The sequence below is a fragment of the Burkholderia sp. A2 genome, assembly GCF_001729305.1.
Classification (GTDB): domain Bacteria; phylum Pseudomonadota; class Gammaproteobacteria; order Burkholderiales; family Burkholderiaceae; genus Burkholderia; species Burkholderia sola.
In genome coordinates, this window is the sequence record NZ_LZXX01000106.1 from 130,292 (window position 1) to 150,439 (window position 20,148).

General features: G+C 67.5%; 20 protein-coding genes. 15 read left to right on the top strand and 5 right to left on the bottom strand.

From position 1 onward, the window contains the following. Positions 1-4: 4 nt before the first annotated feature. From A9Z05_RS23555 to ptsP, 6 genes are all read left to right on the top strand, one after another. On the top strand, positions 5-1,510 hold the full coding sequence (locus tag A9Z05_RS23555; protein WP_069620230.1) for an ammonium transporter: 1,506 nt from the start codon (positions 5-7) through the stop codon (positions 1,508-1,510). Positions 1,511-1,753: 243 nt separating this feature from the next. Beyond that, the gene (gene gshA / locus A9Z05_RS23560; RefSeq protein WP_069620231.1) at positions 1,754-3,043 is read left to right on the top strand and encodes a glutamate--cysteine ligase; all 1,290 of its coding nucleotides are present in this window, start codon (positions 1,754-1,756) and stop codon (positions 3,041-3,043) included. A gap of 27 nt (positions 3,044-3,070) precedes the next feature. Continuing rightward, positions 3,071-4,027: a glutathione synthase gene (gene gshB / locus A9Z05_RS23565; protein ID WP_069620232.1), complete on the top strand. Its 957-nt coding sequence runs from the start codon at positions 3,071-3,073 to the stop codon at positions 4,025-4,027. Between the two features lie 231 nt (positions 4,028-4,258). Further along, positions 4,259-4,729, top strand: coding sequence for a PTS sugar transporter subunit IIA (locus A9Z05_RS23570; protein ID WP_069620233.1), 471 nt, complete (start codon positions 4,259-4,261; stop codon positions 4,727-4,729). Between the two features lie 74 nt (positions 4,730-4,803). Continuing rightward, the gene (locus A9Z05_RS23575) at positions 4,804-5,073 is read left to right on the top strand and encodes an HPr family phosphocarrier protein (RefSeq protein WP_006477716.1); all 270 of its coding nucleotides are present in this window, start codon (positions 4,804-4,806) and stop codon (positions 5,071-5,073) included. A 201-nt stretch (positions 5,074-5,274) separates the two neighbouring features. Further along, on the top strand, positions 5,275-7,047 hold the full coding sequence (gene ptsP, locus A9Z05_RS23580) for a phosphoenolpyruvate--protein phosphotransferase (RefSeq protein WP_069620234.1): 1,773 nt from the start codon (positions 5,275-5,277) through the stop codon (positions 7,045-7,047). 68 nt (positions 7,048-7,115) lie between these two features. Here ptsP and A9Z05_RS23585 read toward each other — a convergent pair whose 3' ends face one another. From A9Z05_RS23585 to gpmA, 3 genes are all read right to left on the bottom strand, one after another. After that, positions 7,116-7,868, bottom strand: coding sequence for a molybdopterin-synthase adenylyltransferase MoeB (locus A9Z05_RS23585; protein WP_069620235.1), 753 nt, complete (start codon positions 7,866-7,868; stop codon positions 7,116-7,118). Between the two features lie 104 nt (positions 7,869-7,972). Continuing rightward, entirely contained in the window at positions 7,973-9,526 is a 1,554-nt protein-coding gene (locus tag A9Z05_RS23590; protein ID WP_069620236.1) for a S41 family peptidase, read from the bottom strand. Positions 9,527-9,799: 273 nt separating this feature from the next. Further along, on the bottom strand, positions 9,800-10,546 hold the full coding sequence (gene gpmA / locus A9Z05_RS23595) for a 2,3-diphosphoglycerate-dependent phosphoglycerate mutase (RefSeq protein ID WP_069620237.1): 747 nt from the start codon (positions 10,544-10,546) through the stop codon (positions 9,800-9,802). A gap of 136 nt (positions 10,547-10,682) precedes the next feature. Between gpmA and A9Z05_RS23600 the strand changes: the two genes are divergently transcribed. From A9Z05_RS23600 to A9Z05_RS23620, 5 genes are all read left to right on the top strand, one after another. Continuing rightward, positions 10,683-11,105 (top strand): rhodanese-like domain-containing protein, encoded by a 423-nt coding sequence (locus tag A9Z05_RS23600; RefSeq protein ID WP_069620238.1) that lies wholly within the window; start codon positions 10,683-10,685, stop codon positions 11,103-11,105. Further along, positions 11,102-11,362 (top strand): glutaredoxin 3, encoded by a 261-nt coding sequence (grxC, locus tag A9Z05_RS23605; RefSeq protein WP_006477722.1) that lies wholly within the window; start codon positions 11,102-11,104, stop codon positions 11,360-11,362. The genes A9Z05_RS23600 and grxC overlap by 4 nt, the downstream gene beginning before the upstream one ends. 107 nt (positions 11,363-11,469) lie before the next feature. Next, positions 11,470-11,961: a protein-export chaperone SecB gene (gene secB / locus A9Z05_RS23610; protein WP_006481561.1), complete on the top strand. Its 492-nt coding sequence runs from the start codon at positions 11,470-11,472 to the stop codon at positions 11,959-11,961. A 25-nt stretch (positions 11,962-11,986) separates the two neighbouring features. Further along, entirely contained in the window at positions 11,987-12,985 is a 999-nt protein-coding gene (locus tag A9Z05_RS23615) for an NAD(P)H-dependent glycerol-3-phosphate dehydrogenase (RefSeq protein ID WP_069620239.1), read from the top strand. A 92-nt stretch (positions 12,986-13,077) separates the two neighbouring features. Then, the gene (locus tag A9Z05_RS23620; RefSeq protein WP_069620240.1) at positions 13,078-13,602 is read left to right on the top strand and encodes an O-acetyl-ADP-ribose deacetylase; all 525 of its coding nucleotides are present in this window, start codon (positions 13,078-13,080) and stop codon (positions 13,600-13,602) included. A 34-nt stretch (positions 13,603-13,636) separates the two neighbouring features. Here the strand turns inward: A9Z05_RS23620 and trmL are convergent, their stop codons facing one another. Together trmL and A9Z05_RS23630 are read right to left on the bottom strand one after the other, a co-directional pair. Next, on the bottom strand, positions 13,637-14,107 hold the full coding sequence (gene trmL, locus A9Z05_RS23625; protein ID WP_069620241.1) for a tRNA (uridine(34)/cytosine(34)/5-carboxymethylaminomethyluridine(34)-2'-O)-methyltransferase TrmL: 471 nt from the start codon (positions 14,105-14,107) through the stop codon (positions 13,637-13,639). Between the two features lie 101 nt (positions 14,108-14,208). Beyond that, positions 14,209-15,006, bottom strand: coding sequence for a ComF family protein (locus A9Z05_RS23630; protein WP_069620242.1), 798 nt, complete (start codon positions 15,004-15,006; stop codon positions 14,209-14,211). An 81-nt stretch (positions 15,007-15,087) separates the two neighbouring features. On the opposite strand from A9Z05_RS23630, the gene A9Z05_RS23635 reads away from it, so the two are divergent. The 4 genes from A9Z05_RS23635 (at position 15,088) to ctaD (ending at position 20,073) form a co-directional block, all read left to right on the top strand. Then, positions 15,088-16,053, top strand: coding sequence for a methyltransferase domain-containing protein (locus A9Z05_RS23635; RefSeq protein WP_069620243.1), 966 nt, complete (start codon positions 15,088-15,090; stop codon positions 16,051-16,053). Positions 16,054-16,248: 195 nt separating this feature from the next. After that, the gene (locus A9Z05_RS23640) at positions 16,249-16,773 is read left to right on the top strand and encodes a DUF2244 domain-containing protein (RefSeq protein WP_069620244.1); all 525 of its coding nucleotides are present in this window, start codon (positions 16,249-16,251) and stop codon (positions 16,771-16,773) included. 56 nt (positions 16,774-16,829) lie between these two features. Further along, positions 16,830-18,422 (top strand): cytochrome c oxidase subunit II, encoded by a 1,593-nt coding sequence (gene coxB / locus A9Z05_RS23645; protein WP_069620245.1) that lies wholly within the window; start codon positions 16,830-16,832, stop codon positions 18,420-18,422. 43 nt (positions 18,423-18,465) lie between these two features. Next, positions 18,466-20,073 carry a cytochrome c oxidase subunit I gene (ctaD, locus tag A9Z05_RS23650; protein ID WP_050014798.1) on the top strand — a complete coding sequence of 536 codons (1,608 nt, stop codon included), beginning with the start codon at positions 18,466-18,468 and terminating at the stop codon, positions 20,071-20,073. The last annotated feature ends 75 nt before the right edge of the window (positions 20,074-20,148 follow it).

Consider the following 20,148-nt stretch of genomic DNA (forward strand, 5'->3'; position numbering starts at 1 on the left):
CAAGATGCGCAAACTTCTGATGTCCCTGCTGATGGCCGGCTCGCTGATCGCGGCCGGCGTCGGTTCCGCGCTCGCGGACGACGCGGCGTCCGCCGCGGCTGCTTCGGCGCCCGCCGCCGCTGCTTCCGACGCATCGGCCGCCGCCGCACCGGCCGCTTCGGCGCCGGCTGCCGACGCATCCGCCACCGCCGCCGCACCGGCTTCGGGCGCGGCCGACGCATCGGCTGCCGCCGCCGCGTCCGCGCCGGCTGCACCGGCCGCGCCGACGGCCCCGTTCTCGGTCGATTCGTCGAAGATCAGCGCGGGCGACACCGCGTGGATGCTGACGTCCACCGCGCTCGTGCTGTTCATGACGATCCCCGGCCTCGCGCTGTTCTACGCGGGCATGGTCCGCAAGAAGAACGTGCTCGCGACCGTGATGCAGAGCTTCGCGATCACCGCGGTGATCACGGTGCTGTGGACGGTGGTCGGCTACAGCCTCGCGTTCACGCCGGGCAACGGCTTCATCGGCGGCCTGTCGCGCGTGTTCCTGCACGGCATGAACTACATCAAGGGCGACAAGGCAACCACGCTGACCGTCAGCCACCTCGCGTCGACGATTCCGGAATCGGTCTACTTCGTCTATCAGATGACGTTCGCGATCATCACGCCGGCGCTGATCTGCGGCGCGTTCGCGGATCGCATGAAGTTCTCGGCGATGCTCGTGTTCATGACGCTCTGGTCGCTGATCGTCTATGTGCCGATCGCGCACATGGTGTGGGAGCCGACCGGCTGGCTGTCGGCCGACGGTGTGCTCGACTTCGCGGGCGGCACGGTGGTGCACATCAACGCCGGTATCGCGGGCCTCGTGTCGTGCCTCGTGCTCGGCAAGCGCGTCGGCTACGGCCGCGAATCGATGGCGCCGCACAACCTGGTGCTGACGATGATCGGCGGCTCGATGCTGTGGGTCGGCTGGTTCGGCTTCAACGCGGGTTCCGCGGTCGCGGCCGACGGCCGTGCCGGCTTCGCGATGCTGACGACGCAAGTCGCCACCGCCTGCGCGGCGCTCGGCTGGATGTTCGCCGAGTGGATCGCCAAGGGTAAGCCTTCGGTGCTCGGCATCGTGTCGGGCGCGGTCGCGGGTCTCGTGGCGATCACGCCGGCAGCCGGCTTCGTCGGCGTGGCGGGCGCGCTCGTGATCGGCATCGCGGCGGGTGTGATCTGCTTCTGGTCGGCGACGTGGCTCAAGTCGAAGCTCGGCTACGACGATTCGCTCGACGCGTTCGGCGTGCATGGCGTGGGCGGGATTCTCGGCGCGCTGCTGACGGGCGTATTCGCGGTCAAGGACATCGGCGGCTTCGACGGCAGCCTGCTGCTGCAGGCGAAGGGCGTGCTGATCACGCTGGTCTACAGCGGCGTGCTGAGCTTCGTGCTGCTGAAGCTGATCGACCTGACGATGGGCCTGCGCGTGACCGAAGAGGAAGAGCGCGAAGGTCTCGACGTGATCCTGCACGGCGAACACGTGGAATAAGTCACACGAATCAACGGCGGGCCGCCGCGCAGACGGCGCCCGCCCCGAATGAGCGCAGCGACTTCGGCCCGCCCACCCGGCGGGCTTTTTTTCTCCTGTCACCCACTGCCGTAGCGGATAACCCTTCACTCTATCGGGTCAATAGCCGAAAACTTCCTCGATATCCTTGCGAAGCCGGGAACAATCCCCAAATGGGCAAGGCAATTGCTCTACAATCTTCATTCTCCCGCTCGCGAGTGATTCATGGTTCCCCACCTCGTTACCGCGTTGAACGGTCCGCTGCTCGAACTCGAGCAGAAGATCCTCGACGCGACGCCTGCGATCGAACGCTGGTTCAGGCTCGAATGGCAGGAACACACCCCGCCGTTCTATTGTTCGGTGGACCTGCGCAATGCCGGCTTCAAGCTGGCGCCCGTCGACGCGAACCTGTTTCCCGGCGCGTTCAACAATCTGCCGTCCGAAGTGCTGCCGCTCGCCGTGCAGGCCGCGATGGCCGCGATCGAGAAGATCTGCCCGGACGCGAAGAATCTGCTCGTGATTCCCGAGCTGCCGACCCGCAACGCGTTCTACCTGGAAAACGTCGCACGGCTCGCGACGATCATGCGCCAGGCCGGCCTGCACGTGCGCTTCGGCTCGCTCGACCCCAGCATCACCGACATGACGCCGATCACGCTGGCCGACGGCCAGAAGATCGTGCTCGAACCGCTCGAGCGTTCGCAGCGCCGCCTCGGCCTGAAGAATTTCGATCCGTGCTCGATCCTGCTGAACAACGACCTGTCGGCCGGCATCCCGGCCGTGCTGGAAAACCTGCACGAGCAATATCTGCTGCCGCCGCTGCACGCGGGCTGGGCCGTGCGCCGCAAGTCGACGCACTTCGCGTGCTACGACGACGTCGCGAAGAAGTTCGCGAAGATGGTCGGCGTCGATCCGTGGATGGTGAATCCGTATTTCGCGCACGTCGAAGGCGTCGACTGGCAGGCGCATGAAGGCGAGCAGGCGCTCGCCGACGCGATTGACGGCGTGCTGAAGAAGATCGCGCGCAAGTATCGCGAATACGGGATCAGCGAGAAGCCGTACGTCGTCGTGAAGGCCGACGCGGGCACCGCGGGCCGCGGCGTGATGACCGTGCACGACGCGGCCGAGATCGGCCGCATGACGAAGGCCGAGCGCGCGCAGATGGCCGAATCGAAGGCCGGCCTCGCGGTGCGCGACGTGATCGTGCAGGAAGGCGTCTACACGTTCGAGCGCGTTGGCGACGAAGTGGCCGAGCCGGTCGTGTACATGATCGACCGCTACGTGGTCGGCGGCTTCTACCGCACGCACGGCGGCCGCGAGCGCGACCAGAACCTGAACGCGCCCGGCATGCACTACGTGCCGCTCGGCTTCGAGCACACCGCGCTGCCGGATGCCGGCGCCAAGCCGGGCGCCGCGCCGCCGAACCGTTTCTACATGTACGGCGTGGTCGCGCGGCTGTCGCTGATCGCGTCGTCGATCGAACTGGAAAAGACCGACCCCGAAGCGATCCAGGTGTAACGGACCTTCGCTACGTACAGGACCCGCATGGACATTCTTTTTATCGCCGACCCGCTCGAGCGTTTCAAGATCTACAAGGATTCGACCTACGCGATGATGGCGGAGGCCGCCCGGCGCGGGCATGCGGTGTACGCGTGCGAACCGCGCCACCTCGCGTGGACGGGCTCGGCGGTCGAGGCCGACGTGCGGCGCATCGCGTTCGTCGGCGAACTGGACGATCTGCATCGCGACACCTGGTTCGACGCGGGCGCGGTCGACGCGCGCCGCCTCGAATCGTTCGGCGCGGTGCTGATGCGCAAGGATCCGCCGTTCGACATGGAGTACGTGACGTCGACGTGGCTGCTCGAGCTGGCCGAGCGCGCCGGCGCGCGCGTGTTCAACAAGGCGCAGTCGATCCGCGATCATTCGGAGAAGCTCGCGATCGGCGAGTTTCCGCAGTTCGTCGCGCCGACGCTCGTCACGCGCGACGCGAAGCGTCTGCGCGCGTTCCACGCCGAGCACGGCGACGTGATCCTGAAGCCGCTCGACGGGATGGGCGGGATGGGCGTGTTCCGCGTGAAGCCGGACGGCATGAACCTCGGCTCGATCGTCGAGATGCTGAGCCACGACGGCACGCGCTCGGTGATGGCGCAGAAGTTCATTCCCGAGATCAAGGCGGGCGACAAGCGCATCCTGCTGATCGGCGGCGAGCCGGTGCCGTATTCGCTCGCGCGGATTCCGCAGGGCAGCGAGGTGCGCGGCAATCTCGCCGCGGGCGGGCTCGGCGTCGCGCAGCCGCTCACACCGCGCGATCGCGAGATCGCCGACACGCTGGGGCCCGTGCTCGCGTCGCGCGGGCTGTTGCTGGTCGGGCTCGACGCGATCGGCGACTGGCTGACCGAGGTCAACGTCACGAGCCCGACGTGTTTCCGCGAGATCATGGAGCAGACGGGCTTCGACGTCGCCGCGATGTTCGTCGACGCGCTGGAGCGTGCGGCCGCGTAGGCCGCCTCCCGCACAACCCCGGCGGCGGCCGCGCAGGTCCCCCGTCGCCGGAGCAGCTTGACCGGCCTGCTACAATGCCCGCTTGCCCGGTGCCGTGATCGGCGCACCGAAGGCCCGGCGGTCGGGCCGACACTGTTGCAAGGCTGAACATGAAACGTTCCCCATACTCGCTACGCTCATTGCCCCGCCGCGGGGTATCGGCCCGCCAGGGGCGGCCGGGAGCGATCTGACATGGCCGGGATCCTCATCATCGCGCACGCTCCGCTCGCCACCGCGCTGCGGGATTGCATCGCGCACATCTACGGCGGCGTGCCCGCCCGCATCGGCTGCATCGACGTGATGGCCGACAGCGATCCGGCCCAGGTGATGGCGTTCGCGCACGCGGAACTCGCGCGGCTGCGCGAAGAGAACGGCGTGGTCGTGCTGACCGACATGTACGGCGCGACGCCCGCGAACATCGCGGGCCAGCTCGCGAAGCTCGACAACGTGCGCGTGCTGGCCGGCGTGAACCTGCCGATGCTCGTGCGGGCCGTCTGCTACCGCACCGTGCCGCTCGACAAGCTGGTCGACAAGGCGCTGTCCGGCGGCGCGAAGGGCGTCCACGAGGTGTCGTCCGGCACGCCGCCGCCGCCGAGCGAAACCGGCTGTGGCCAGTGCGCGCCGATTCCGCCCGAACCGCAGCCGCGCACCGAATCGCACTGAGCCTGGCGTTTTTCGTTTTAGACCGACCCGCCTGCGCGCGCCGCCGGCGGTCCCGACCGACCCGACCGAGAATCATGCTTCAACAAGAAACCACCATCGTCAATAAATTGGGGCTGCATGCGCGCGCATCGGCCAAGCTTACGCAACTGGCCGGCAACTTCCAGTCGGAAGTCTGGATGACACGCAACGGGCGCAAGATCAATGCGAAGAGCATCATGGGCGTGATGATGCTGGCGGCCGGCATCGGCAGCACCGTGACGATCGAGACCGAAGGGCCCGACGAGCGGGAAGCGATGGACGCGCTGCTGAAGCTGATCGCCGACAAGTTCGGCGAAGGTCAGTGATCGCTACGCGGGATCGTTGCCGTTTCCAGCCAGAATGCCGCGGATGTCGCGGCATTTTTTTCGTCGGAAGCATTGATGCGAAATGCGCAATGCTGCGCTGCATGCAGTCAGCAGGGAGTCGCGGAATTTATAATCGCTAACCGGGGTCATAAGCGCATCGCAGCAGTGTGCCGCGGCTTTACTTGTACAGAGGAGGTGCGCGTGTCCTTCACGCTGCATGGCATTCCCGTCTCACGAGGTATCGCGATCGGGCGAGCGTACCTGATCGCGCCGGCGGCGCTCGACGTCGCCCATTACCTGATCGAGGCCAACCAGACCGACGCCGAGGTGGAGCGATTCCGCACCGCGCTCGACGTCGTGCGTCGCGAGCTCGAAGCGCTGCGCGCCGACCTGACCGACGACACCCCGAGCGAAGTCGGCGCATTCATCGACGTCCACACGATGATCCTGAGCGACGAGATGCTCGTGCAGGAAACCATCGACCTGATCCGCACGCGCCGCTACAACGTCGAATGGGCGCTGACCGAGCAGCTCGAACTGCTCACGCGCCATTTCGACGACATCGAGGACGAATATCTGCGCGAGCGCAAGGCCGACATCGAGCAGGTGGTCGAGCGCGTGCTGAAGGCGCTCGCCGGCGCGCCGTCCGCATCGCAGGCGCTCGACGGCGCGGCCCGGAACGGCACCAACGAGATGATCGTGGTCGCGCACGACATCGCGCCGGCCGACATGATGCAGTTCAAGACGCAGTCGTTCCAGGCGTTCGTCACCGATCTCGGCGGCCGCACGTCGCACACGGCGATCGTCGCGCGCAGCCTCGGCATTCCGGCCGCGGTCGGCGTCCAGCATGCGAGCGCGCTGATCCGCCAGGACGACCTGATCATCGTCGATGGCGACCAGGGCATCGTGATCGTCGATCCGGCGCCGATCGTTCTCGAGGAATACTCGTACCGCCAGTCCGAGAAGCTGCTGGAGCAACGCAAGCTGCAGCGCCTGAAGTTCTCGCCGACGCAAACGTTGTGCGGCACGAAGATCGACCTGTACGCGAACATCGAACTGCCCGACGACGCGAAGGCGGCCGTCGAGGCCGGCGCGGTCGGCGTCGGGCTGTTTCGCTCCGAGTTCCTGTTCATGCATCAGAAGGAGATGCCGGAAGAGGAGGAGCAGTTCGCCGCGTACAAGCGGGCCGTCGAGTGGATGAAGGGCATGCCGGTGACGATCCGCACGATCGACGTCGGCGCCGATAAACCGCTCGAGGCGCTCGACGAAGGCTACGAAACGGCGCCGAACCCGGCGCTCGGGCTGCGCGCGATCCGCTGGAGCCTGTCCGAGCCGCAGATGTTCCTCACGCAGTTGCGCGCGATCCTGCGCGCTTCCGCGTTCGGCCAGGTGAAGATCCTGATCCCGATGCTCGCGCACGCGCAGGAGATCGACCAGACGCTCGACCTGATCCGCGAGGCGAAGCGCCAGCTCGACGACGCGGGGCTCGCGTACGATCCGAACGTGCGTCTCGGCGCGATGATCGAGATTCCGGCCGCGGCGATCGCGCTGCCGCTGTTCCTGAAGCGCTTCGATTTCCTGTCGATCGGCACGAACGACCTGATCCAGTACACGCTCGCGATCGATCGCGCCGACAACGCGGTCGCGCACCTGTACGACCCGCTGCATCCGGCCGTGCTGCACCTGATCGCGTACACGTTGCGCGAAGCGAAGCGCGCGGGCGTGTCGGTGTCGGTGTGCGGGGAGATGGCGGGCGACCCGGCGCTCACGCGCCTGTTGCTCGGGATGGGGCTCACCGAGTTCTCGATGCACCCGAGCCAGCTGCTCGTCGTGAAGCAGGAGATCCTGCGTGCGCACCTGAAGGCGCTCGAAAAGCCGACGGCCGACGTGCTGGCCGCGTTCGAGCCGGAAGAAGTGCAGGCGGCGCTGCAGCGGCTGTCGGTCGCCGAGCCGCGGGCGGATGCGGCCGCATAGGCGTTTTCGTCGCCGCTAACTGTAGAGAAGTGTTACGCATGCGCGGTCCGGCGCATGCCTGTCGCGCGTCAGTGCCGGCCCCCGCACACGGGGCAGTCGGCCTGGCGCGCGATTTTCATCGTCGTCCATTCCATCCGCAGCGAATCGAGCATCATCAGCCGCCCGTTGAGCGTCTTGCCGATGCCGCCGATCACGCGCAGCGCCTCGGCCGCCTGCATCGCGCCGATGATCCCGACGGTCGGCGCGAATACGCCCATCGTCGCGCACGCGACTTCCTCGAACGGCTGGTCTTCCGGGAACACGCACGCATAGCAGGGCGCGGCCGCGTCGCGGAAGTCGAACGTGCTGATCTGGCCGTCGAAGCGCAGCGCGGCGCCCGACACGAGCGGCACGCCGTGCGCGACGCATGCGCGGTTGATCGCATGCCGCGTCGCGAAGTTGTCGGTGCAGTCGAGCACGACGCTCGCGTGCGGCACGTGCGCGTCGAGCCACGCATCATCGACGCGCGCCGCGACCGCGTTCACCGTCACCTCGGGATTCAGCTGCGCGAGCGTGTCGCGCCCCGATTCGACCTTGCTGCGGCCGACCGACGCCGTCGCGTGCAGGATCTGCCGCTGCAGGTTCGTGAGGTCGACCGTATCGGCGTCGACGAGCGTGAGCGTACCGACCCCCGACGCCGCGAGATACATCGCGGCGGGCGAGCCGAGGCCGCCCGCGCCGACGACGATCGCATGCGCATCGAGAAAGCGCTGCTGCGCCTCGATGCCGATTTCGTCGACGAGGATATGGCGGGAGTAGCGAAGGAGTTGGTCGTCGTTCATGGGGAATCGTGAGCGAGGCGGGCGGACGTTCGTTATTTTAGGCGCGCATGAAAAACGGGCCATCGCGGTCTTCCCGCGATGGCCCGTTGGATGCCGGCCGGCGCTTACTTCGGCGCGGAGGCGGGCTTCGGTGCGGAAGCCGGCTTCGCGGCGCTCGCGCCCGATGCCTTTGCACTTGCGGCAGCCTTGGCGGCCGGGCTCTTCGTCGTGCTCTCGGCGAGCAGCGACTTCGATTCCTGGACCGGCTTGCCTTCGAGCTTGTTGAGCGCCTGCTGCATCATGAAGTCGTCGGCGCTGCCGAACTCGATCGGCTTGCGATCGCGATCCTTCTGGCGCTGCTCCGGCGTCTTCTTGTCGTTCTGCTCCTCGAGAATGCGCAGCTGATCCAGCCGGCGCTGCTCGCGCTCTTCCTGTTCCTTCTTCTCGTTCGGATCCTGCGTGTTCGCGAGGTGGTTCGTGTAGTCGACCTCGCGCGTCACGAGCACGTCGTCCGGATCGCCGTCCGCGTACTGATCGACCGGCACGTCCGGCGTGATGCCCTTGTTCTGGATCGAACGGCCGCTCGGCGTGTAGTAGTACGCGGTGGTCAGGCGCAGCGCGGTGTCGGCCGTCATCGGGCGGACCGTCTGCACCGAACCCTTGCCGAACGTCGTCTTGCCCATGATCTGCGCGCGCTTCGAATCCTGCAGCGCACCGGCGACGATTTCCGATGCGGACGCCGAATACGCGTTCGTCAGCACGATCATCGGCACGGTCTTGAAGACGGGCGGCAGGTTCTTCAGCGGATCGCCGTCGAAGGACGGCAGGCGATAGTTGTCGTATGTATCGCGGTAGACCTGCTTCGAATCGGGGATCTGGCCGTTGGTCGACACGACGACCGAGTCGGGCGGCAGGAATGCGCCGGCCACGCCGACCGCGCTCTGCAGCAGGCCGCCGCCGTTGTTGCGCAGGTCGAGGATCAGCCCCTTCAGGTTCGGCTGCTGGCGCGCGATGTCCTGCAGCTTCTGCGCGAGATCGGGCGTCGTGCGCTCCTGGAAGCTCGTGATGCGGATGTACGCGTAGCCCGGGTCGAGCATCTTCATCTTCACGCTCTGGACCTTGATGATCGCGCGCGTGACGGTGACGGGGAACGTGCGGTCGTCGCTCTTGCGGAAGATCGTCAGCGTGACCTTGGTGCCCGGCTCGCCGCGCATCTGCTTGACGGCCTTGTCGAGGGTCATGCCGCGCACCGGCTTGTCGTTGATGCGCGTGATCAGGTCGCCCGGACGGATGCCGGCGCGGAATGCGGGGGTATCCTCGATCGGCGAGATCACCTTGACGAGGCCGTCTTCCTGCGAGATCTCGATGCCGAGGCCCGCGAAGCGGCCCTTCGTCTGCTCCTGCAGCTCGTCATAGTCGGTCTTGTCGAGGAACGACGAGTGCGGATCGAGGCTCGACACCATGCCCTTGATCGCGGCCGTCAGCAGCTTCTTGTCGTCGACCGGTTCGACGTACTCGCGCTTGATCTGCCCGAATACTTCCGCGAACAGGCGGAGCTGGTCGAGGGGAAGCGGCGCCGTGGCGGTCTGCTCGGCCGATGCGGAAACCTGCAGCGTGGCGAACACGCCCGTGGCGAGGCCCGCGGCAATCAGGCCGATGTTCTTCAAATTCATTCGCATAGAGAGTCTGGTGCGGTCGGGAAGCGCGTGGCGGTAGCGGGGATGTAGCGGACAAGTATAACTGTTCGTCCGATTACTCAGTGGAACGGCGCGAAAAGCGTCGAAAAGGCCGCTGAGGGCCCGGCCGGGGCGCCGCCGGGCGCGCTGCGGGGTTCGAAAGCGGTTTCGACCGCGGCAGGGCCGCGAAGGTTCGCGCGGCGTGCGGGCCGAGGCCGGAGCCCGACGCGCCGCGCCGGAACGCCACCTCGGCCACCTCGGCCGCCGCGCCGGGCGTCAGCCCGCCTTGCCCTGCTTCGCGACGGCGGCCTGAGCCTGCGCGATCGCGTCCTGGTCGCCGAGGTAATAGTGCTTGATCGGCTTCAGGTTCTCGTCGAGTTCATACACGAGCGGCACGCTGTTCGGGATGTTCAGGCCGACGATGTCGCTGTCCGAGATGCCGTCGAGGTACTTGATCAGCGCGCGCAGCGAGTTGCCGTGCGCGGCGATCAGCACCTGCTTGCCGGCGCGCACCGCCGGCGCGATCGACTCGTTCCACAGCGGCAGCACGCGCGCGACCGTGTCCTTCAGGCATTCGGTGAGCGGCAGCTGCTCGCGCGGCACCTTCGCGTAGCGCGGGTCGTCGAACGGCGCGCGCTCGTCGGTCGGCTCGAGCGCGGGCGGCGGCGTGTCGTAGCTGCGGCGCCACACGAGCACCTGCTCGTCACCGAACTTCGCGGCCGTTTCCGCCTTGTTCAGGCCCGACAGCGCACCGTAGTGGCGCTCGTTCAGGCGCCACGAGTGGACGACCGGCAGGTACATCAGGTCCATCTTGTCCTGCACGTGCCACAGCGTGCGGATCGCGCGCTTGAGCACCGACGTGTACGCGATGTCGAACGTGTAGCCGGCCTCCTTGAGCAATTCGCCGGCCTGGTAGGCCTCGTTGCGACCCTGTTCGGTCAGGTCGACGTCGACCCAGCCGGTGAAGCGGTTTTCCTTGTTCCACGTCGATTCGCCGTGGCGGATGAGAACGAGTTTGTACATGGATCTTGCGGTCGGTAGTGATAGGGAAGCGGGGCGCGTCGCGCGGCGCCCGGACCGGGCCCGCCATCGCGCAAGGCGGTTATTTTATAATGGCGGGATTGTCCTCATCCGATTTCTCTTTTTCCGGCGGCATTCCGTGACGTTCTTTACCCATTACACGAACCTGGCCCTTATCGCGATCCTGCTGGTTTCCGGCGGCCTGCTGGCGTGGCCGGCCTTGCGCCGCGGCCGCGGCGGCCTGTCGGCCGCGGAGGCGACGCAGCTCATCAATCGCCGCAACGCGGTCGTGATCGACCTGCGCGCCGCGTCGGATTTCGCCGCCGGCCACCTGCCGTCGGCGCGCCAGATCGCGGCGGGCGAGATCGGCGCGAAAATTGCGCAGGTCGCGAAGAACAAGAGCACCCCGGTGCTGCTCGTCTGCCAGAACGGCCAGCAGTCGCAGAAGGCGGCGCGCGAGGTCGAGGCGGCCGGTTACGCCGAGGTGCACGTGCTCGAGGGCGGCGTGGCCGCCTGGCAGCAGGCCGGGATGCCGGTCGTCAAACAAGGAGTGGCGAAGTGAACAAGGTTTTGATGTACAGCACGCAGGTGTGTCCGTATTGCATGCAGGCCGAGCGCCTGCTGAAGCTGCGCGGCGTCGAGCAGATCGAAAAGGTGCTGATCGATCGCGATCCGGCCCGCCGCGAGGAAATGATGACGCGCACGGGGCGCCGCACGGTGCCGCAGATCTATATCGGCGACACGCACGTCGGCGGTTACGACGATCTGTCGAAGCTCGACCGCGAAGGCGGCCTCGTGCCGCTTCTGCAAGCGGCCTGATTAGGGCAGAATGGCCGCCGGCCGCGCCGCGGCTTGGGCGCGCAGGATTCATCCGTGGCGGCCGGCGAGAAGCCGGGCCGCCCCGTCACCACTTTTAGGGAAACACCATGTCCGACGTCGAAAACCAACCGTTCTTCAACATCCAGCGCGTCTACCTGAAGGATATGTCGCTCGAGCAGCCGAATTCGCCGGCGATCTTCCTCGAGCAGGACATGCCGTCGGTTGAAGTCGAAGTCGACGTCAAGGCCGACCGCCTCGCGGAAAGCGTGTTCGAAGTCGTCGTGTCGGGTACCGTCACCGCGAAGGTGAAGGACAAGGTCGCGTTCCTGATCGAAGCGAAGCAGGCCGGCATTTTCGACATCCGCAACATTCCGGACGAACAGCTCGATCCGCTCGTCGGCATCGCGTGCCCGACGATCCTGTTCCCGTACCTGCGCTCGAACATCGCCGACGCGATCACGCGCGCCGGCTTCCCGCCGATCCACCTGGCCGAAATCAACTTCCAGGCGCTGTACGAGCAGCGTCTCGCGCAGCTTCAGCAGCAGGCCGGCGCGGCAGGTGCACCGAACGGCGCGCCGAATGGCACGACGCTGAACTGACGTTTCGCTCGGACCGGTGCTGGGTATGAAAGTAGCCGTTCTCGGCGCCGGTGCTTGGGGCACCGCGCTCGCGGGCCATCTGGCCGCGCGGCACGATACGCTTCTGTGGGCGCGCGACGCCGCGCTCATCGCCGGGCTGCAGGCCCGGCACGAAAATTCCCGCTATCTTGACGGCATCGCGCTGCCTGCTGCGCTGCGCTACGACGCCGATCTCGGCGCCGCGCTCGCGCATGGCGCCGCGGACGACGCGCTGTGCGTGATCGCCGCGCCGGTGGCCGGGCTGCGCACGCTGTGTCACGCGATGCGCGACGCGGGTTGCGTGCCCGCGCACGTCGTCTGGGTCTGCAAGGGCTTCGAGGCCGACACGCACCTGCTGCCGCACCAGGTGATCGCGGCCGAGTTGCCCGAACAGCGGAGCAACGGCGTGCTGTCGGGCCCGAGTTTCGCGCGCGAGGTCGGGCAGTCGCTGCCCGTCGCATTGACGGTGGCGAGCGCGTCGGCCGAGTGCCGCGAGCGCACGCTCGCCGCGTTCCATCACGGCGCGATGCGGATCTATACCGGCGACGACGTGGTCGGCGTCGAGGTCGGCGGCGCGGTGAAGAACGTGCTGGCGATCGCGACCGGCATTTCCGACGGTCTCGGCCTCGGGCTGAATGCGCGCGCCGCGCTGATCACGCGCGGCCTCGCCGAAATGTCGCGGCTCGGCGTGGCGCTCGGCGGCCGCGCGGAAACCTTCACGGGCCTGACCGGCCTCGGCGACCTGATCCTCACCGCGACGGGCGACCTGTCGCGCAACCGCACGGTCGGGCTGCAACTGGCGGCCGGCCGCACGCTGAACGACATCCTCGGTGCGCTGGGCCACGTGGCCGAAGGCGTGCGCTGCGCGCAGGCCGTGCTGGCGCTCGCGCGCGCGCAGTCGATCGAAATGCCGATCACGCAGGCCGTGTGCGGCGTGCTGTTCGACGGGATCGCGCCGCGCGACGCCGTCAGCGGCCTGCTGCGCCGCGACGCGCGCGCCGAGTAGCACGGGCGGGCGCCGCTCGGCGCGGTTGCGCCGGGCGCGCGGCGCCAAATCGGACTACGCTTGAATCGTCTCCGGCGTTCCGCGAGGGTGTCATGCTGCAGATCCATTCCACCACGCTCGATGCGCAACGCGTCGACATCACGACGCTCGACGTCGATGTGATCGTCAACGCGGCGAACGGCTCGCTGCTCGGCGGGGGCGGCGTCGACGGCGCGATCCACCGCGCGGCCGGCCCCGGCCTGCTTGCCGAGTGCCGCACGCTCGGCGGCTGCGACACCGGCGACGCGAAGCTCACGCGCGGCCACGGGCTGCCGGCGCGCTACGTGATCCACGCGGTCGGGCCGGTCTGGTATGGCGGCGCGCGCGGCGAAGCCGACCTGCTCGCGTCGTGCTACCGGCGCGCGATCGAGCTGGCCGAGGAAGTCGCCGCGACGTCGATCGCGTTTCCGGCGATCAGTTGCGGTATCTACCGCTATCCGGCGCAAGAGGCCGTCGACATCGCGGTCGGCACCGTCACCGAAATGCTGGCGCAGGCGCCGAACCTCGCACGCGTGGTGTTCGCGTGCTTTTCTTCCGACATCTACGACCTGTACCGCGCGCGGCTCGCGCGAACCTGACGCATCTGGTGCGGCGGGCCGCGCTCGGCAAGTTTCAGGCGCCGCCTTCGAAGCCGGCCTGGCGCCACGCCTCGAACACGACCACCGCGACCGTGTTCGACAGGTTCAGGCTGCGGTTGTCCGGCCGCATCGGCAGGCGCACGCGCCGTTCGTTCGGGAAGCGTTCGAGCAGCTCGGCGGGGAGGCCGCGCGTTTCCGAGCCGAACACGAACCAGTCGCCGGGCAGGAACGCGTGATCGTGGAAGCGGCCCGAGCCGCGCGTCGTGAACGCGAACATCTGCGCGGGATCGGGCGTTTCGGACGCGACGAACGCGTCCCAGTCGCGGTGCACGCGCATCTGCGCATACTCGTGATAGTCGAGGCCGGCGCGGCGCATCCGCGCGTCGTCGAGCGGAAAGCCGAGCGGCTCGATCAGGTGCAGGTGCGCGCCGGTGTTCGCGCACAGGCGGATCACGTTGCCGGTGTTCGGCGGAATTTCGGGGGCGACGAGGACGACGTTGAACATGTTTCGGTTTGGCTGGGCCGGCCGGGCCCACGCGATACACGGGTGCGCCCGGCCAGCCGGTTCGTGACGGCCGCTTGCGGGCGGCCGGCCTCTTTATCTAATTAATCCCTGGCGGTGCGCAGCGCAACCAGATTCGTCACGCGCGCGGCGCCCGCCGCCTTCAGCGCGTGCGCGGCCGCCGCGAGCGTCGCGCCGGACGTCATCACGTCGTCGACGAGCGCGATGTGGCGGCCGGCGACGCCGCCTGCCACCGCGAAAGCCGCCATCACGTTGTCGCGCCGTGCGTGCCGGTCGAGCCGCGACTGCGGTGCGGTGTCGGCGACACGCGCGAGCAAGGCCGCGTCCGCCGGCACGCCGAGCCGGCGCGCGAGCGGACGCGCGATCGCCCACGCCTGGTTGTAGCCGCGCGCGACGAGCCGCCGGTGCGACAACGGCACCGGCGCGACGAGATCGAAGCCGCTGGCGCCGCGCGTATCGTCGACCAGCCGCGCAAGCCGGGCCGCGAATTCGCCGCCGAGCGCGAGCCGCGCGTGAAACTTCAGGCCGCGCGCGAGCCCGTCGAGCGGCGGGCGGTAATCGGCGAGCGCGAGCGTCGCGTCGAACGGCGGCGGCGCGGTGCAGCATGCGTCGCACCGGTACGCGGCCGCGCGACCGGCGCCGGGGCGGCCACCGCGGGGCGGGCGCGCGTGCCCGACCCCGAGCGGCACGGCGCAAACCTCGCAGCGCAGCCGCGCTTCATTCCAGTACGCGGCATCGCAGGCGCCGCAAATCACGGTGTGTGACAAATTGCCGCATAACGCGCAGCGATTCGGCAGCGTGACCGCGGCAACGCGCACGACCAGCGCTCGAATCTGCGACAAAACGACGCGCATCGTGCGCTCGGCGGAACCGCGGACCATCGCAACACTCCAGGCATGCCGCCTCGATGAAGCTTGCGAGGCGAGCGAGTATACTTCGGGCTCTTCGCCAGTGTGCCCGACATGTCCCCAGCTTCGACTTCAACCGGCCGTCCGGCCAATGACGCCAGGCGCCTGCGGCGGATCTTCGACCGCCGTGCCGCCACGTTCGATGCGGTTGCGTTCCTGCCGCGCGAGATCGCGCAGCGGATGAACGAGCGCCTCGAATACATCAAGGTGAGCCCCGCGGCCGTGCTGGATGCGGGCTGCGGCCCGGGCGACGACCTGCCGGCGCTGCGCGCGCGCTTTCCGGAAGCGCCGGTGTTCGGCGTGGACCTGTCCGGTGCGATGCTCGCGCGGGCCGGTCAGCGCGAGGTCGAGCAGACCACCTGGCGCCGCTGGCTGCCGGCGTCGCTCGGCCGCGCGCTGGGCCAACGCGGCCCGCGCGTCGCGCAGGCCGACTTCGCTACGCTGCCGTTCCCGGGCGGCGCGTTCGACCTGATCTGGTCGAATCTCGCGCTCCACTGGCATTCGCGTCCCGATACCGTCTTCCCCGAATGGCAGCGCGTGCTGCGCGTGAACGGGCTGCTGATGTTCAGCACGCTCGGCCCCGACACGCTGCGCGAGCTGCGCGCGGCCTGCGCGGACGCGGAAGCGTCGCTCGGCGTCGCGCCGCCCGCGGCGCGCGTGATCGATTTCGTCGACATGCACGACCTCGGCGACATGCTCGTCGAGAGCGGCTTCGAGATTCCCGTGATGGACCAGGAAGTGCTGACCGTCACCTACCAATCCCCCGATTCGCTGCTCGCCGACGTGCGCCGCTGGGGCGCCTATCCGTTCGAGCGCACGGCGCCGCAGCACGCGACGCGGCGCTTTCGCGCGGCGCTCGGCGATGCGCTGGACGCGCGCCGGCGCGAGGACGGCACGATCCCGCTCACGTTCGAGGTGATCTACGGCCACGCATGGAAGGCCGTGCCGCGCACGACCGCGGAAGGGCACGGGATCGTGCGCATCGAGGACATCGGCAAGGGGCGTCCGAAGAATCGGTAAAGCGGTAAAGAGGGGTTTTGTTATGTCCGAAATTAGCGGCGCAAAGCGGGGTCGAATTGGCGGCAAAAACGGCCGGGAAGCTTGTCGCGCTTGGCTTGGCGGGCGATAGGCGCTTGCTTGTGGATGCCATTGAACCCGCCTATAATGCGTCAGCTTGTCGTCCCGGGGTCCCCGCAATACGGGGCGGCGAGTCCGATGCAGGCATGCATCGCATGCCATTCGCGTGAGGCGGCGATGGAAGCAGCGAGCGTTTTGGCGAAGACGGCGGACAGCGAACCGGTCCTCGAAGACTGGCTGATGAAACGCAACTGTTCGGTGTCGCCACGCCAGTTCGTGCTGTTTTACGCGTCGCTCGCGGGCTTCTCGCTGGCGATCGCGGCGTTGCTGATGTGGAGAGGGGCCTGGCTTGTCATGCCCTTCACCGGCATCGAGTTGCTGGCGGTGGGTGTCGCGTTTGCGATCCATGCTCGCCATGCGGTCGATTACGAGCGCATCAGGCTGTTCCCGCACCGGCTCGTGATCGAGCGGATGGATGCGGAGCGGCTCACGCAGATCGAATTCAACCCGCGCTGGGTGCGGGTCGAGCCGGGTGCGACGCCACGCGATCCGATTCGACTGGTATCGCGTGGGCAGACCGTCGTAATCGGGCAGCATCTCGCGCAGTACAAGCGTGCGCAGTTCGCCGACGAACTGCGCGTGTCGCTCAGGCGCTGCGGCTGACGAGGCGCAGTCATCGGCCGGAACAGGCCGGCGGCTTGCGACGGGGGAGGGTTTGAATGGAAATTTTGGGTAAGGATGCTATGAAAACAATCAAGCGAGCCCTCGCGGGCGTGCTGGCATGCAGCGGATTGCTCTTTGCCGGTGCGGCCCTGGCGGTCGGTGATAGCCCGGGCGGCCCCCGTGTCAACGAGATCAACTTTCAGCCGCCTGTCACGAAGATCGCCGAGGAGCTCTACGATCTCCACACGATGATGCTGATCCTGTGTACGGTGATCTTCGTCGGCGTGTTCGGCGTGATGTTCTATTCGATCTTCGCGCACCGCAAATCCAAGGGCCACAAGGCCGCCAATTTCCATGAAAGCACGACCGTCGAGATCATCTGGACGATCGTGCCGTTCGTCATCGTCGTGCTGATGGCGCTGCCGGCGACGAAGGCCGTCGTCGCGATGAAGGACACGACGAACGCCGATCTCACGATCAAGGTCACCGGCTACCAGTGGAAGTGGGGCTACGACTACGTGAAGGGTCCGGGCGAGGGCATCGGCTTCCTGTCGACGCTGACCACCCCGCGCGACGCAGTGATGGGCAAGAAGCCGATCACCGACACCTATCTGCAGGAAGTCGACAATCCGCTCGTCGTGCCGGTCAACAAGAAGATCCGCATCATCACGACCGCGAACGACGTCGTCCACTCGTGGTACGTGCCCGCGTTCGGCGTGAAGCAGGATGCGATCCCCGGCTTCGTGCGCGACACGTGGTTCAAGGCCGACAAGGTCGGCACGTTCCGCGGTTTCTGTACCGAGCTGTGCGGCAAGGAACACGCGTACATGCCGGTCGTCGTCGAAGTCCTGTCGGACGACGACTACGCGAAGTGGGTCACCGCGCAGAAGGCGAAGCTGGCCGGCGCGGCAGTCGATCCGAACAAGGTCTACACGATGGCCGAACTCGTCGCGCACGGCGAGGAAGTCTACAAGGCGAACTGCGCGGCCTGCCACCAGGTGAACGGCAAGGGCCTCGGCGCATTCCCGGCGATGGACGGCAGCCCGATCGTGAACGGCCCGATCGCCGCGCACGTCGAGCGCGTGCTGCACGGCAAGGGCGCGATGCCGTCGTGGGCGTCGCTGTCGGACCTCGACATCGCTTCGGTCGTCACGTACGAACGCAACTCGTGGGGCAACCACAAGAACGACCTGCTGCAGCCGAAGCAAGTGGCCGACGCACGCAACGGCAAGCTGCCGGAAGACACGGCGGGCGCGGCAGCGGCACCGGCCGAAGCGGCTTCGGCGCCGGCGCAAGCCGCGTCGGGCGCCGAGCAGCCGGCGGCAGCGGCATCGGCCGCGCTGTCGACGATCTACTTCGAGACGGGCAAGAGCGTGCTGCCGGCCGACGCGAAGGCGGCGATCGCCGCCGCGGCCGACTATGCGAAGGCGCATCCGGACGCGAAGCTCGCGCTGTCGGGCTTCACCGACAAGACGGGCTCGGCCGACGCGAACGCCGAACTGGCGAAGCATCGGGCGCAGGCCGTGCGCGATGCGCTGAAGGCAGCAGGCGTGGCGGAAGACCACATTATTCTCAAAAAGCCGGAAACGATCACGGGCGGGGCTGACGCGAAGGAAGCCCGGCGTGTCGAGATCGGCCCGGCGGCTTGACGTGTCGCTGAGTTAGTCGACGTATTCGCATTAGGAGATTCTCATGTCTAGCATCGGGCACGACGTAGCCGCGGACCACGCGCACGACGACCACGCGCACGAAGCCCCGCACGGCTGGCGTCGCTGGCTGTTCGCCACCAACCACAAGGACATCGGTACGCTGTACCTGCTGTTCTCGTTCATCATGTTCCTGTCGGGCGGCGTGATGGCGCTCGGCATCCGTGCGGAGCTGTTCGAGCCGGGCCTGCAGATCATGCGTCCGGAGTTCTTCAACGAACTCACGACGATGCACGGCCTGATCATGGTGTTCGGCGCGATCATGCCGGCGTTCGTCGGCTTCGCGAACTGGATGATTCCGCTGCAGATCGGCGCATCCGACATGGCGTTCGCGCGGATGAACAACTTCAGCTTCTGGCTGCTGCCGGTCGCGGCCGTGCTGCTGGTCGGCTCGTTCTTCGCGCCGGGCGGCGCGACGGCCGCCGGCTGGACGCTGTACGCGCCGCTGTCGACGCAGATGGGCCCGGGCATGGACTTCGCGATCTTCGCGGTCCACATCATGGGCGCGTCGTCGATCATGGGCGGGATCAACATCGTCGTGACGATCCTGAACATGCGCGCACCGGGCATGACGCTGATGAAGATGCCGATGTTCGCGTGGACGTGGCTGATCACCGCGTACCTGCTGATCGCGGTGATGCCGGTTCTGGCAGGCGCGATCACGATGGTGCTGTTCGACCGCCACTTCGGCACGTCGTTCTTCAACGCGGCAGGCGGCGGCGACCCGGTGATGTACCAGCACATCTTCTGGTTCTTCGGCCACCCCGAGGTGTACATCATGATTCTGCCGGCGTTCGGGATCGTGTCGCAGGTGATCCCGGCGTTCGCACGCAAGACGCTGTTCGGCTACAGCTCGATGGTGTACGCGACGGCATCGATCGCGATCCTGTCGTTCATGGTCTGGGCACACCACATGTTCGCGACGGGCATGCCGGTCACCGGCCAGCTGTTCTTCATGTACGCGACGATGCTGATCGCGGTGCCGACGGGCGTGAAGGTGTTCAACTGGCTCGCGACGATGTGGCGCGGCTCGATGACGTTCGAAACCCCGATGCTGTTCGCGATCGGCTTCCTGTTCGTGTTCACGTTCGGCGGCCTGACGGGCCTGATGCTCGCGATGGCGCCGCTCGACATCCAGTATCACGGCACCTACTTCGTGGTCGCGCACTTCCACTACGTGCTGGTGGCCGGTTCGCTGTTCGCGCTGTTCTCGGGCTGGTACTACTGGGCGCCGAAGTGGACGGGCTGGATGTACAACGAGACGCGCGGCAAGATCCACTTCTGGGCGTCGATGATCTTCTTCAACCTGACGTTCTTCCCGATGCACTTCGTCGGTCTCGCGGGCATGCCGCGCCGCTATGCGGACTACCCGGCGCAGTTCACGGACTTCAACCAGGTGGCGACGATCGGCGCATTCGGCTTCGGCCTCGCGCAGGTGTACTTCCTGTTCGCGGTCGCGCTGCCGGCCTACCGTGGCGGCGGCGACCTGGAAAAGGCGTCGGACAAGCCGTGGGATGGCGCGACGGGCCTCGAGTGGACGGTGCCGAGCCCGGCTCCGTTCCACACGTTCGAGCAACCGCCGCACGTCGAGTAAGTTTCACCGAGCGTTCCGCCGCTGCCTGCCGCGCAGGCAGGCGCGGCGGGCGCGGAACGGAAGTTTCAGCGAAGT